The organism is Devosia sp. ZB163, assembly GCF_028613635.1.
Lineage (GTDB): Bacteria > Pseudomonadota > Alphaproteobacteria > Rhizobiales > Devosiaceae > Devosia_A.
On record NZ_JAQRMY010000001.1, the window covers coordinates 1,575,808 to 1,588,642 of the forward strand.

13 protein-coding genes are annotated in these 12,835 nt (G+C 66.0%); 10 read left to right on the top strand and 3 right to left on the bottom strand.

Annotated features, from left to right (window positions below):
• Positions 1–205 precede the first annotated feature (205 nt).
• Positions 206–628, top strand: a complete 423-nt coding sequence (locus tag PRN20_RS07930) for a VOC family protein (RefSeq protein ID WP_273956695.1) — start codon at positions 206–208, stop codon at positions 626–628.
• Here the strand turns inward: PRN20_RS07930 and PRN20_RS07935 are convergent.
• Positions 625–1,017: a DoxX family protein gene (locus tag PRN20_RS07935; RefSeq protein ID WP_273956696.1), complete on the bottom strand. Its 393-nt coding sequence runs from the start codon at positions 1,015–1,017 to the stop codon at positions 625–627. The two genes, PRN20_RS07930 and PRN20_RS07935, sit on opposite strands and share 4 nt — an antisense overlap.
• A gap of 124 nt (positions 1,018–1,141) precedes the next feature.
• Here PRN20_RS07935 and PRN20_RS07940 point away from each other — a divergent pair, with 124 nt between their 5' ends.
• Both PRN20_RS07940 and PRN20_RS07945 read left to right on the top strand, forming a co-directional pair.
• Positions 1,142–2,005: a LysR family transcriptional regulator gene (locus tag PRN20_RS07940; RefSeq protein ID WP_273956697.1), complete on the top strand. Its 864-nt coding sequence runs from the start codon at positions 1,142–1,144 to the stop codon at positions 2,003–2,005.
• Between the two features lie 130 nt (positions 2,006–2,135).
• On the top strand, positions 2,136–2,837 hold the full coding sequence (locus PRN20_RS07945; protein ID WP_273956698.1) for a VIT1/CCC1 transporter family protein: 702 nt from the start codon (positions 2,136–2,138) through the stop codon (positions 2,835–2,837).
• Here PRN20_RS07945 and glyS read toward each other — a convergent pair.
• Positions 2,834–4,858: a glycine--tRNA ligase subunit beta gene (gene glyS, locus PRN20_RS07950; protein ID WP_273956699.1), complete on the bottom strand. Its 2,025-nt coding sequence runs from the start codon at positions 4,856–4,858 to the stop codon at positions 2,834–2,836. The genes PRN20_RS07945 and glyS overlap by 4 nt on opposite strands.
• A 231-nt stretch (positions 4,859–5,089) precedes the next feature.
• Between glyS and PRN20_RS07955 the strand changes: the two genes are divergently transcribed.
• The 6 genes from PRN20_RS07955 to PRN20_RS07980 all read left to right on the top strand — a co-directional run bounded on the left by PRN20_RS07955 (position 5,090) and on the right by PRN20_RS07980 (position 10,261).
• Positions 5,090–6,490 carry an MFS transporter gene (locus PRN20_RS07955; protein ID WP_273956700.1) on the top strand — a complete coding sequence of 467 codons (1,401 nt, stop codon included), beginning with the start codon at positions 5,090–5,092 and terminating at the stop codon, positions 6,488–6,490.
• A gap of 4 nt (positions 6,491–6,494) precedes the next feature.
• Positions 6,495–7,031, top strand: coding sequence for a molybdenum cofactor biosynthesis protein B (gene moaB, locus PRN20_RS07960; protein WP_273956701.1), 537 nt, complete (start codon positions 6,495–6,497; stop codon positions 7,029–7,031).
• A gap of 53 nt (positions 7,032–7,084) precedes the next feature.
• Complete coding sequence (locus PRN20_RS07965; RefSeq protein WP_273956702.1) at positions 7,085–7,234, top strand: hypothetical protein; 150 nt, start codon at positions 7,085–7,087, stop codon at positions 7,232–7,234.
• Between the two features lie 30 nt (positions 7,235–7,264).
• The gene (locus PRN20_RS07970; protein ID WP_273956703.1) at positions 7,265–7,450 is read left to right on the top strand and encodes a DUF7230 family protein; all 186 of its coding nucleotides are present in this window, start codon (positions 7,265–7,267) and stop codon (positions 7,448–7,450) included.
• Between the two features lie 184 nt (positions 7,451–7,634).
• Positions 7,635–8,183, top strand: coding sequence for a LemA family protein (locus PRN20_RS07975; RefSeq protein WP_273956796.1), 549 nt, complete (start codon positions 7,635–7,637; stop codon positions 8,181–8,183).
• 185 nt (positions 8,184–8,368) lie between these two features.
• The gene (locus tag PRN20_RS07980; protein ID WP_273956704.1) at positions 8,369–10,261 is read left to right on the top strand and encodes a DUF2207 domain-containing protein; all 1,893 of its coding nucleotides are present in this window, start codon (positions 8,369–8,371) and stop codon (positions 10,259–10,261) included.
• 14 nt (positions 10,262–10,275) lie between these two features.
• Here the strand turns inward: PRN20_RS07980 and PRN20_RS07985 are convergent, their stop codons facing one another.
• The gene (locus PRN20_RS07985; protein ID WP_273956705.1) at positions 10,276–11,070 is read right to left on the bottom strand and encodes a uracil-DNA glycosylase; all 795 of its coding nucleotides are present in this window, start codon (positions 11,068–11,070) and stop codon (positions 10,276–10,278) included.
• Between the two features lie 56 nt (positions 11,071–11,126).
• Here PRN20_RS07985 and PRN20_RS07990 point away from each other — a divergent pair, with 56 nt between their 5' ends.
• Positions 11,127–12,779 (top strand): electron transfer flavoprotein-ubiquinone oxidoreductase, encoded by a 1,653-nt coding sequence (locus PRN20_RS07990; RefSeq protein ID WP_273956706.1) that lies wholly within the window; start codon positions 11,127–11,129, stop codon positions 12,777–12,779.
• Positions 12,780–12,835: the final 56 nt, after the last annotated feature.

Below are 12,835 nucleotides of genomic sequence, written 5' to 3' on the forward strand. Positions count from 1 at the left end.
ACAGAACAAGAACAAACTGGCGGGGATAACTTTCTGCACCGATTGACCCGATTGTGGCGCGCGCTACCCTGCACCGGTCAGAAAAGGAGAGGCAGGTGCGGTTAGCCCTGTCCCGCTTCGGCGGTCCTGGCCTTCGCTGTGGCGACTGAGTCCCATGACCTTGAACGCCCTCCAGAGTGGAGCGGCGATAGGAAAGGTCTTGGCCATGCAGGCATCAGTTTCCGTCATCACCCTCGGTACCACCGACCTCGTTCGCTCGAGGCGGTTCTACAGCGAAGGCTTCGGCTGGACGCCGGTTCACACGAGCGACGTCATCGATTTCTACCAGTTGAACGGGGTCGTGCTGGGGCTGTTCCTCACGCCCCTGCTCGAGGAAGACATGAACCGCACCGGGCTCGTGACCCCCGGTGCGTTCGCATTGGCCCACAATGTCCGCACGGCCGCCGAGGTGATCCCGCTGATGGACCGTCTCGCGGTCGCCGGCGGCCGGATCACGCGCCCGGCCGATGCCCCGCCGCATGGCGGACTCCGCGGCTATGTCGCCGATCCCGATGACCACGCCTGGGAGATCGCCTGGAACCCTGCCTTCGCCATGGATGCTGAAGGCAACGTGACCTTCGGGCTCTAGAGCCCGAGCAGGCCGCGGCGTCCCCACAACACGAAGGCAGAGAGGGCGAGCAACAGCAGGTTGGCGCCCAGCGTCTGCCCGGTTTCCCCGCGCTTGCCGTGATAGCCGATGGCGATGATCTGCAGCACGACCGAGCCGAGCGCCGCCAGCGGTGTCAGGAAGGTTAGGATGCCTGTCGCCATCGGCAGGATCAGGCCGAGGCCAGCCGCCGAGTCGACACCGCCGATGAAGCGCACGAAGCCGGGCTGCACGTCGCCCGGCCATTTCATCATGCCGGCGAGCTTGGGGATAGGCTGCGTGCTCTTCATCACGCCCGCCATCAGGTACATGGCGCCGGCGGCGACCTGTGCCGCCCAGAGCCAGAAATCGAGAGAGGTCAGGAAGTCCATCTTTCGCGTCCATTGATTGTGGAGCGGATGATCCGCTCGCGTTCGGGCGAAGATGACGGATACCGTTTGATGCAACAATCGGGATAGTGATGGAGACATCGTGCAGGATCATGCATAATAGGCCATGGTTCTCAACGGCATCGATGTGTTCGTTCGGGTGGTGCAGGCCGGCAGCTTCGCCGCGGCGGCCCGCGACCTCGGCATGCCCACCACAACGGTTTCGGCCAGGATCGCGAGGCTCGAGGAGCGGCTGGGCGTCACGCTGATCCAGCGCTCCACCCGTCGCATGCATGTGACCGAGGCCGGGCAGGCCTATTTCGGCCATTGCGTCGAGGCGCTGAACGCGCTGGAGGCCGGTGAGAGCCAGCTTGCTGCCGCCGGCTCCGAACCGTCGGGTCTTCTCCGCATCACGGCCCCATCCGATATTGCTGGCACGGTCCTGCCTGCGCTCTGCGAGCGCTTCCTCGAGCACTATCCGCGAGCCGACATTGACCTCGTCGTCACCAACCGGCAGGTGGACCTGATCGGGGAGGGGGTGGACCTCGCGGTCCGCGCCGGGCCGATGCGGGACTCGACCATGCTCAGCCGGAAGTTCGTGTCGGGCAGCCTCGGGCTATGGGCGAGCAGCGATTACCTCGGGCGCCACGGCATGCCGGCCAGCCTCGAAGACCTGGCGCGGCACCAGATCATCCGCTTCTCGCGCATGCCTGAGAGCTTTCGGTTGGTCGCGGGCGGGCACAGCTACACCCTTCCCGAGCGCAGCCGCATCAGCGCCGACGACTTGCAGACGATCCGCGCCTTCGTGCAGCGGGGCGCGGGGATCGGGTTGCTGCCCGATTTCAACGCGGTGACGCCGGACGCGCCCCTGGTGCGTGTGCTGCCCCAGTTCGGCACCGAGCCGGCCCCGGTATTCTTCGTCTATCCGGCGCAGCGGTTCCTGACGCTGAACGTGCGGGCCTTCATGGACCTTGCGCGGGAGCCGGCCTGAGGCGCCGGAGTTACCGCCGACCTTCGAGATGGCGTCACCTTTGGGTTCTAGCCTTATCAGGCCGCGCGCTTCCTCATGTGATAATGGAAGGGGCGGGCGCCGGGCCCGGAGCAGCGGCAGGAGGTGGATGATGAGCAGAATTCCGCATCATACCGAGCGGCATGCGATGGAGCGCATCGGCTGGCTGCGTGCGGCAGTGCTCGGCGCCAATGACGGGATCGTCTCGACCTCAAGTCTCATCGTCGGCATCGCCGCAGCGAATGCGGGACACACCGCGATCCTCTCGGCCGGCGTTGCCGGGCTCGTCGCTGGGTCCCTGTCGATGGCCGCCGGCGAGTATGTTTCAGTGAGTTCGCAGGCCGACACCGAGCAGGCGGACCTCGAGCGCGAGCGTCGCGAGTTGGCCGATCAGCCGGGGGCCGAGCTCGAGGAACTCACCGATATCTATGTCAGGCGCGGCCTAAGCCCCGGTCTTGCCCGGCAAGTGGCGGTGGAACTGATGGCCGGCGATGCGCTGGCCGCCCACAGCCGCGATGAACTGGGGATCGTCGAGCACCTGGCGGCCAATCCCCTGCAGGCGGCCGTCACTTCCGCCATCACCTTCGCGGTGGGAGCCGCGGTGCCGCTGCTGACCGTGCTGCTGACGCCGCCTTCGGCCCTGCTGCCGACCACGATGGTGGTCACACTCGTCGCGCTTGCCGTGCTGGGGGCGCTCGGCGGCTGGACCGGCGGAGCCGGCATGGTGAAGCCGGCGCTTCGCGTGCTGCTCTGGGGCGCCATCGCCATGGCCGTCACCTTTGGCGTCGGCCTGCTGTTCGGGCAGGTCGTCTAGCCCGCGACCTTCGAGAAGTCCGCCACGAGCCGCATCGTGTCGCGGAGCTTGGCGAGGAGGTTGAGCCGGTTGGCGCGGACGGCGGCGTCCGGATCGTTGACCAGCACCGCCTCGAAGAAGCGGTCGACCGGCTGGCGCAGCGTCGCGAGGGCGGTGATCGCGCCGGGATAGTCGTTGGCGGCGACCTTGGCTGCCACAGCCGCATCGGCCTTCATGATGGCATCGGCGAGCCCGATTTCCTCATCGAGCTTGAGCTGCTCCTCGACGACGGGCTCGTTGTAGCTGCGCTTGTCCTTCTTTTCCTCGATCGAGAGGATGTTGGCGGCGCGGCGATAGCCGGCGAGGAGGTTCTTGCCGTCCTCGGAATCGAGCAGCTTGCTCAGCGCATCCACCCGGCGGGTGATCTCGAGGATGTCGTTGCTGTCCTTGCCGATGACTGCATCGACGAGGTCGTGACGGGCCCCGGCATCGCGCAGCGACACCTTCAGGCGATCGTGGAAGAAGCTGAGCAGATCCGGTTCGACCGTGAGCGGGAAGGTGAGCTCGTTGTCAGTGACGATGCGGATGACACCCAGCGCGGCGCGGCGCAGCGCGAACGGATCGCGCGAGCCGGTGGGCTTTTCGTCGATGGCCCAGAAGCCGGTGAGCACGTCGAGCTTGTCGGCGAGCGCCACGGAGATGGCGACCGGCTCGCCGGGAACGAGGTCGGTGGGGCCGAGCGGCTTGTAGTGGTCGGAGACGGCGTTGGCGATGGCCGCCGGCTCACCCTGCGCCAGGGCATAGTAGCGGCCCATGACGCCCTGCAGTTCGGGGAACTCGCCGACCATGCCGGTGACGAGGTCGGCCTTGGCGAGCATCGCAGCGCGCTTGGCCTGCCCAGCGTCTGCGCCGACCTTGGGCGCGATCTCGCCGCTGAGCTTCACCAGGCGCTCGACGCGCTGGAACTGCGTGCCGAGCTTGGCGTGGAAGATGCTTTCCTCGAGCTTGGGCAGGCCATGCTCGAGCGGCAGGGCGAGGTCGGTGTTGTAGAAGAAGCGCGCGTCGCTCAGGCGTGCGCGGATGACGCGCTCGTTGCCGGCGACGATCGCCTTGCCGCCGTCCTCGGCGATCTGGTTCGAGATGATGATGAAGTTGGGCGCGAGCTTGCCCGACGCGTCGCGCAGGCAGAAGCATTTCTGGTTGGCGCGGATGGTCGCGATGATCACTTCCTCGGGCACTTCGAGGAAGGCCGGGTCGAACGACCCCATCATCACCACCGGCCACTCGACGAGGCCCGCGACTTCCTCGAGCAGGCCCTCGTCATGGATGACGCTGAGGCCCTGCGCGAAGGCGAGGTTGTCGGCGTCCGCCTTGATGATCTCCTTGCGGCGATCGATGTCGAGGACGACCTTGGCCTTCTCGAGCGCCTGGACGTAATCGTCGAACCGCTTCACGCGGATCGCCTCGGGCGCGAGGAAGCGGTGGCCATAGGTGGTCTGGCCGGAGGCGACCGTGTTGGACTTGAACGGGATGACGACCGGCTCGTCGTTGTCGGTGCCGAAGGTGGCGGTGATGGCGCGCAGCGGCCGCACCCAGGTCAGCCCGCCATTGCCCCACTGCATGGATTTCGGCCACTCGAAGCCGGTGATCACCTTGGGCAGGAGCGTTGCGAGGATCTCGGTCGCCTCGGCGCCCTTGCGCTCGATATGGGCGACGTAGAACTCGCCCTTCTTGGGGTCGCTCTCGACCTTGGCCTGGTCGATGGAGGCGAGCCCGGCCGCCTTGAGGAAGCCGTCGATCGCCTGCTGCGGCGAGCCGACGCGCGGGCCCTTCTTCTCCTCGCGCGTATCGGGCGAGCGGGCCGGCAGGCCGGTCACCGTCAGGGCGAGGCGGCGCGGCGTCACGAACGCCTTGGCGCCCTCGTAGACGAGGCCCGCATCGACCAGCGCATTGGTGACGGCCTTCTTCAGATCCTCGGCTGCCTTGCGCTGCATGCGCGCAGGGATTTCTTCCGAGAACAGTTCGACGAGAAGTTCGGGCATTTGGGAAACCGGCGTTGAGAGCGCGGGAGGACTAGCAAAGGGCAGGGGGGATTGTCCATTGCGACGGCCACTTTGGGGACGATGAGAAGCGAAACGTCGCCCTGCGGTCGCGCTTGAACTCCAACTTAAGACTAAACTTCCAAGAATATTGCACGACCTTGATTGTCCTGCCCGAATTTGGTCCGACTCCATAGGCAAGCGCCTCGGGATCAGCGAACGCAGAAAGCGCCCATGTCCGCCGCCCTGAAAATCTACGCCCTGTTCATCGGCTCGGCCCTGTTGATGTTCGGAGGAGGGTTGCAGGGCCTGCTAATGTCGGTGCGTGGCGCCGAGGAGGGTTTTTCCCTGACGGCGCTGGGCCTTATCGGCACCGGCTGGTCCGTCGGTTTCGTCGCCGGCTCCATCACTGTGCCGATGCTGGTGAAACGCGTCGGCCACATCCGCGCCTACTCGATCATGGCGGCGATCGGCACCGTGACGATCCTGCTCAACCTGCTGTGGATCCAGGATATCGGCTGGATCGTGCTGCGCGCCTTCTCCGGCTTCTGCTTCGCCGGCGCGGCGATGATCGTCGAGAGCTGGCTCAACGAGGTGGCGGACAATCGCAGCCGCGGCACCATCTTTTCCGTCTATACCACCATCAACATGGCCGCCTCGACCGTCGGTCAGCTCGCCATGGCAGTGACCGGCACCTACGGCCACATCCCGTTCGTGGTCGGAGCCATCGCCTTCATCTGCGCCGTGCTGCCGACTGCGCTGACCTCCACGCCCCAACCGCGTCCAATCTCGTCGGCCCGGCTCGACGTGGTACTGCTCTACAAGACTTCGCCGCTCGCGGTGATCGCTGCCTTCGCCTGCGGCATGGCCAACGGCACGTTCGGCACGCTCGCGCCGGTCTACGGGTTCGAGCAGAAGCTCGACGCGTCGACGCTCGCCTATCTGTTCGCCGTCACCGCCGTCGTCGGTGCGGTGGCGCAGACGCCCTTCGGCCGGCTGTCCGACCGGATCGACCGACGGATGGTGATCGTCGGTCTCAGCGGCTTTTCCGCGCTCATCGGGCTGATCACGGTGTTGCTCAACCCGAGCAGCGGGGTGCTGATGTTCATCCTGTTCGGGCTCTACGGCTTCGGCGCCTACCCGCTCTATGCCATCGCCGTCGCCCACGCGAACGACTTCGCCAAGGAGGGCGAGTTCGGCCGCGTCGCCGGCGGCATGCTGCTGATCCTCGGTATCGGCCTCGCCATCGGCCCGATACTCGCCAGCTGGGTGATGAACGTCATCGCCCCCGTCGGGCTCTTCATCGTCACGGCGACTTTCCACGGCGCGCTGGCGGTGACGGCCTTCCTGCGCATGAAGGTGAGGCCGGTGCGCGATGCCACGGGTCGCGTCCGCTTCCGCGCCATGAACGCCGAAAAGCCGATATCGCCCGGCACCGTGACGCTCGATCCGCGTGCCGACGAGAACCAGGACAACATCCCGCGCACGCCACCCGCCAAGGCCCCGCCCGCTCCCGAAGGCGAGGCCGAGATCCTGGTCCCCGATCCAATCGAGCCGGTAGTACTTGTGCCAGAGCACCCCAAGCCCGATGCTCCCGGCGATACCGACAAGTCGGACAAGCCCCGGCCGGAGTAAGAATATGTTCAAGTCCGAACTGGACCTTGCGAGGACCTTCACCCCGCTCTCGATCGCGGTGCTGGCCGTGTCCGACACGCGCACGCTTGAGACCGATACGGGTGGCGCGCTGCTGAAGTCGCTGATGGAAGCCGACGGGCACAACTGCTTCGAGCGCGCCGTCGTGCGCGACGATATCCACCAGATCCGCGCCAAGGTGATGGAATGGGTGGTGAACCCCGGGGTCGATGCCATCATCACCACCGGCGGCACCGGCTTTTCGGGCCGCGACGTGACGCCGGAGGCGCTCGAGCCGTTGTTCCAGAAGCGGATGGAAGGATTCTCGGTGCTGTTTCACCAGTATTCCTCGACCACCGTCGGGACCTCGACGCTGCAGTCGCGGGCGACCGGCGGCCTGATCGGCGAGACCTTCGTCTTCGTGCTACCCGGTTCGCGCGGCGCCTGCCGCGACGCCTGGGAGGGCATCCTCCGCGCCCAGCTCGACAACCGGCACAAGCCCTGCAACTTCGTGGAACTGATGCCGCGCCTCAGCGAGCGGTAGCAGCTCGGAACGGACACGGTGGCCCGACGTTCTCCCCCGCGAGGAGAATGCCAATGATCCGCAAGCTCAAGTCCGGCGAGTTCAGGCTCTACTCGAGGAAGACCGACCCCAGGACCGGCAAGCGCCGCAACCTCGGGACCTTCGATACGCGCGAGGCGGCCGAAGAGCACGAGCGCGAAGTGCAGTACTTCAAGCAGCACTGACAAGCTGCTGTTCCGGCGCTATCCTGAGCCATGGCCAAGGACGAGAAGATTACCGTCAAGCTCACGCGCAAGGAAACCGCGCCGCGCAATGTTGCGGCCCGCGCGCTACGTGAAGGCCAGTTTCAGCCCAAGGTCGAAGAGGACCCAAAGGGCTACAAGCGGCACACTCGGCACAAGCGTGACCCGATCCTCGATGAGGATCACGACGAGCCTTAACTGAAATCAAGTTATGATGCGGCGTTGACTGATATTTGGTTCATTTCGAACATCAGGGACGCACCGGAACTCCCTCCAGAAACACGTTCATTTCCGGTTCAGCCAGCGCAATTCAGTTGAAGGCCCAGTTCCGCGGTGACAAGCTCCGCGGTGACCCGGCACTGCGGAGGGCTCCATGACCGGCCTGATTATTCTCGCGATCCTCGTCGCGGTCGTTGGCTATGCGATATTCGTATACAACGACCTCGTCTCCAAGCGGCAGCTGAAGGAAGAGGGCTGGTCGGGCATCGATGTGCAGCTCAAGCGCCGCAACGACCTCATCCCCAACCTGATGGAGACGGTGAAGGGCTACATGAGCCACGAGCGCGAGACGCTCGAAGCCGTCACCCAGGCCCGCGCCGCCGCGACCGCCGGCGCCAATGCCAGCCCCGCCGAGCGCAGCGCGCTCGAGGGTGCGCTGTCGGGCGCGCTGGGCAAGCTGATCGCCATCGCCGAGTCCTATCCCGAGCTCAAGGCGAACACGACTTTCCTCGAGTTCCAGGAAGCGCTTCAGGGCGTCGAAGAAGAAATCCAGATGGCCCGCCGCTACTACAACGGCTCTGTCCGCAACCTGAACACGACCGTCGAGAGCTTCCCGTCCAACGTCGTCGCCAACGCGTTCAAGTTCGAGAAAGCCGAGTACTTCGAGCTCGACAACGAGGCCGAACGCGCCGTGCCGCAGGTGAAGTTCTAGCTGCTGCGACGAGGGGCGCCAAAATGCATAGAGACGGCCCCCTCCCATCCTCCCCCACAAGGGGGGAGGTGCCTGCCGGTGCATCTGGCTCGATCGCGCCCCAAACTCGACTCTTCACCTCCCCCCTTGTGGGGGAGGATGGGAGGGGGCCGTCCCTGTCGGCTCTGGCCGGCCGCCTTGGCGTTTTGCTGGCGCTGATCCTCACCCTGCTGTTCGCCCTCCCGGCCACCGCTCGCGAGGCCATAACCTCGTTCTCCTCCGCCGTGACGCTCCGCGCCGATGGCTCGGTAGATGTCATCGAGACGATCGTCGTACGGGCCGAGGGCTATGAGATCCGGCGCGGCATCTACCGCGACATCCCGCTCATCCTCATCAATCCCGACAATTCGCGGCTGCGCTCGACGCTCGACGTGCAGACAGTGACGCGCGACGGGCGCGAGGAGCAGTACAAGCTCGAGAACATCGGCGCCGGCTTCAAGCGCATCCGCATCGGCGACCCCGATGTGACCCTGAGCTACGGGCTCCACAAGTACACTATCCGCTACACCATGAGCCGCATGGCGCGGACCTTCGAGGACCATGACGAGTTGTTCTGGAACGCCACCGGCAACTACTGGAACTTCCCCATCGACGAAGCCGTGGCCTCCATCCGCCTGCCCGAAGGCGCGGTGATCGACAAGCTCGTCGGCTACACCGGCCGCCCCGGTTCGACCGAGCAGGCAGTGACGGTCACCCGCACCTCCGACAACACCGCCACGTTCCGCGCCACAAGGCCGCTCGCCTCCGGCGAAGGCCTTAGCGTCGCTGCGTCGTTCCAGAAGGGCATCCTCGCCGAGCCACAGGGCTGGGACCGGCTGGTCTGGTGGCTGAGCGATCACCGCGACGTCGTGGTGCCCGCCATCGCCGTGGGACTGGTGCTGCTCTACAACCTCCTCGCCTGGACCTCGGTGGGTCGCGATCCCAAGAAGGGGACGATCATCCCGCTCTTCCACCCGCCCAAGGGCTTTTCGCCTGCGCTGGCGGAGTATGTCGACGGCATGGGCTGGGACAAGAGCGGCTGGACCGCCTTTACCGCCTCGATCTTCGACCTGGGCGTCAAGGGGCTGGTGAAGATCGACAATCCCGGCAAGACGCTGACCGTCACCGTCACCGGCCAGGAGCCGCCCGCCGATCTCGGCGCGGCCGAGCGCTTGCTCTTCAACTACCTGAAGTCGCAGCGCAGCGTAACGGTCAACACCACGACCGGGCCCAAGCTCAACGAGACGCGCGGCCAGTTCGTCGCCGCTATCGAGGGCGAGAACCGGCAGGTCTACTTCAACAACAACACCGGCTACATCGTCTTCGGCGTTGCCCTGTCGGCGCTTTTGCTGCTGGGCATGGTTATCTTCGACATGATCGATCCGCTGACGCTGGTCTTTGCCGCGATGGGCGCGATCTTCATCGGCGTGCTCGCCGGCATCCTGCGCGGCTTCTGGCAAAGCCCGGTGCTTGTGAAGATCATCGTCAGCGTCTGGGCCCTGATCTTCGGCGGCAACCTGCTCGGCGCCGCCGGGAGCCTGCTCACCGATTTGAGGCTGGACGGCCCGCTGATCGGCGCCGCCTCGATCATCTTCGTCAACGTCGTCTTCGCCGTGCTGATGCGCGCGCCCACGGTGCAGGGCCGCAAGGTCATGGACCAGCTCGATGGCTTCAAGATGTATATGGAGACGGCCGAGAAGAACCGGCTGAACATGGACAACGAGCCGCCGATGACGGTTGAGCGCTTCGAACGCATCCTGCCCTATGCCATTGCGTTGGGCGTCGAAAAGCCGTGGTCGAAGCACTTCGAAGCCGAACTCGCCCGCAACGCCGTAGCCGATGCGCGCGGTGGCACCTACCAGCCCGGCTTCTACTCAGGCCGGAACTGGTCGACCAGTTCCGGCGGGTTTGCCAACACGGTTTCCTCGGTCGCCACCGGCATGAGCGCCGCCATGGTCGCCGCCCAGCCCAGTTCGTCGTCGGGCTCCGGCTTTTCGAGCGGCGGTGGTGGCGGCGGCTCAGGTGGCGGTGGCGGCGGTGGTGGCGGAGGCGGCTGGTAGACTGCCGCCGTCGATCAGGCGTCTATCGCCTGCTTGAGGCTCAGCATGTCGCGCCAGGCCATGGCCTTCGAAGCCGGCGTCCGCAGCAGGTAGGCCGGATGCAGTGTCGCCAACGCCCGGACCGGGTGGCTCCCGACGGTAAGGTCGCGCCACTGGCCACGCATCCGCGTGATGCCGTTCTGCGTCTGGAACAGCGACTTGGTCGGCACGTTGCCGAGCGTCACGAGGAACTTGGGCGCAACCAGTTCGACCTGCCGCAGCAGGAAGGGCGCGCAGAGCGCCATTTCCTCGGGTGAAGGTTCGCGATTTCCCGGCGGGCGCCAGGGCACCATGTTGGCGATGTAGACCTTGGTGCGGTCGAGCCCGATCGAAGCCAGCATGCGATCGAGCAACTGCCCGGCACGGCCGACGAAGGGCTTGCCCTGCAGGTCCTCCTGCTCGCCGGGGCCTTCGCCCACCAGCATGATCTCGGCTTCGGGATTGCCGTCGGCGAACACCAGCTGCGTGGCGCGCTTCTTGAGCAGGCACCCCTCATAGGCATCCATCACGGCACGCAGGGCGTCGAGCGTCTGTGCGCTGGCGGCGAGGGCGGTCGTTTCCGTGGGGTCGGACGTCAGCGAGATCGCGACGGCAGGGGCGGGCGCGGCTTCCGACACCGGTGCCGGGGCAGGGCGCGCGCGCGAGGGTGCGGCAGACGCCGCGAAGCGATCGACCGGCTCCTCGCCCACGGCGAAATCGACCCCGACGGCACGATACCAGTCGAGCGCCGTTCGGGCTTCGGCATCATTTAGCGGTCGATTTTCGGACATGTGTTCTGTTATGTCACAGCCCGCTTTCCCCCGCTACCTTGCACTGGACTTATCCATTGGCCGAAGCCGGTAACCGCGAGATTCTCGAGACCGACGTGCTGATCGTGGGCGCCGGTCCCGCCGGGCTCAGCGCCGCCATCCGGCTCAAACAGGTTGCGCCCGACCTCGCCGTTACTGTGGTGGAAAAATCCGCCGAGATCGGCGGGCACATCATCTCCGGCGCGGTGATGAATCCGGTCGGGCTCGACCAGTTGCTGCCGGGTTGGCGCGACATGGGGGCCCCCGCCGGTCCCGACGTGATCCGCGACACGTTCCACTTCCTTACGGCGGCCGGCGACATACCGTTTCCCGGGTTCATGATCCCGCCGCAGATGAAGGTGCCCGACGCTGTGATTGTCAGCCTGGGCGACCTCGTGCGCTGGCTGGGCGAGCAGGCGCAGGCGCTGGGCGTCGATATCTTCCCCATGACGGCTGCAGTCGATGTGCTGACCGGCCAAGGTGGGCGCGTCCAGGGCATCATCACCGGTGACCTCGGGGTCGGCGCCGATGGACAGCCCAAGTCCACCTATGCCGCCGGAATCGCGCTCAAGGCGAAGTACACGCTCATCGGCGAGGGCGCGCGCGGCTCGCTGGCCAAGGGGCTGATCCGCCAGTTCGGGCTCGCCGACGGCCATGACCCGCAGCTCTACGGCCTTGGCATGAAGGAAGTGTGGGAGATCGCACCGGATCGCCATGAGGCGGGCCGCATCGACCACTATCTCGGCTACCCGCTCGACGACGCGACCTCGGGTGGCGGCTTCGCCTATCACGCGCAGGGCAACAAGCTCTATCTCGGGCTGGTCGTGCACCTCTCCTACGACAACCCCACGCTGTCGCCCTTTGGCGAGTTCCAGCGCTTCAAGCAGCATCCGGCGATCGCACGGTTGCTCGCCGGCGGCCGCCGCCTGAGCTACGGCGCGCGGGCGATGACGTCGGGCGGTCTGCAGTCGATCCCCGACCTTGCCTTCCCCGGCGGCGCCCTCATCGGCTGTTCTGCCGGTTTCATGAACGTTCCGGCTCTCAAAGGCATCCACAACGCTATCCTGTCGGGTAAGGCCACTGCCGAGCGCGTCGCCGCGGCGATCGGCGCGGGCAGGGCGCACGACACGCTCGAGGGGCTCAACGAGTCCGTGCTCGCCACCGGCATTGGCGCCGAGCTCAGGCCGGTGCGCAACCTCAAGCCGTTCTGGTCCCGCTTCGGCACCTATCTGGGGGTGCTGCTCGGTGGCTTCGATTTGTGGTTCCAGGCGCTGTTCGGCGCATCTGCCTTCGGCACCCTCAGCCACGGCAAGGCCGACTTCGAGAAACTGCGTCCGAAGAAGGAAGTCACGCCCAAGGCCTATCCGACGCCTGACGGTACGACGACATTCGACCGGGCGAATTCCGTGTACTTTGCCAGCCTGAGCCACGACGAAGACCAGCCAATCCACCTGAAGCTCACCGATCCCGACGTGCCGGTGCGCGACAATCTCCCCCGCTACGGCGAGCCGGCTCCCCTCTACTGCCCGGCGGGAGTCTACGAGCTGGCCGAGGAGGGTGGCGCACCGGTCTTCCGCATCCACGCCGCCAACTGCGTCCACTGCAAGACCTGTGATATCAAGGATCCGGCGCAGAACATCACCTGGGTCCCGCCCGAAGGTGGCTCGGGCCCGAACTACTCCGGCATGTAGCCGCTCACTAGATTGTGCCCACCCCTTGCGGCGCAGTCCCAAAATCGCCCATCTTT

Coding starts and splice junctions, on each gene's coding strand:
- PRN20_RS07945 (WP_273956698.1), top strand. CDS start 2,136: ATGAGCAGAATTCCGCATCATACCGAGCGGCATGCGATGGAGCGCATC.
- PRN20_RS07985 (WP_273956705.1), bottom strand. CDS start 11,070: ATGTCCGAAAATCGACCGCTAAATGATGCCGAAGCCCGAACGGCGCTC.
- PRN20_RS07970 (WP_273956703.1), top strand. CDS start 7,265: ATGGCCAAGGACGAGAAGATTACCGTCAAGCTCACGCGCAAGGAAACC.
- PRN20_RS07965 (WP_273956702.1), top strand. CDS start 7,085: ATGATCCGCAAGCTCAAGTCCGGCGAGTTCAGGCTCTACTCGAGGAAG.
- glyS (WP_273956699.1), bottom strand. CDS start 4,858: ATGCCCGAACTTCTCGTCGAACTGTTCTCGGAAGAAATCCCTGCGCGC.
- PRN20_RS07955 (WP_273956700.1), top strand. CDS start 5,090: ATGTCCGCCGCCCTGAAAATCTACGCCCTGTTCATCGGCTCGGCCCTG.
- PRN20_RS07930 (WP_273956695.1), top strand. CDS start 206: ATGCAGGCATCAGTTTCCGTCATCACCCTCGGTACCACCGACCTCGTT.
- moaB (WP_273956701.1), top strand. CDS start 6,495: ATGTTCAAGTCCGAACTGGACCTTGCGAGGACCTTCACCCCGCTCTCG.
- PRN20_RS07940 (WP_273956697.1), top strand. CDS start 1,142: ATGGTTCTCAACGGCATCGATGTGTTCGTTCGGGTGGTGCAGGCCGGC.
- PRN20_RS07935 (WP_273956696.1), bottom strand. CDS start 1,017: ATGGACTTCCTGACCTCTCTCGATTTCTGGCTCTGGGCGGCACAGGTC.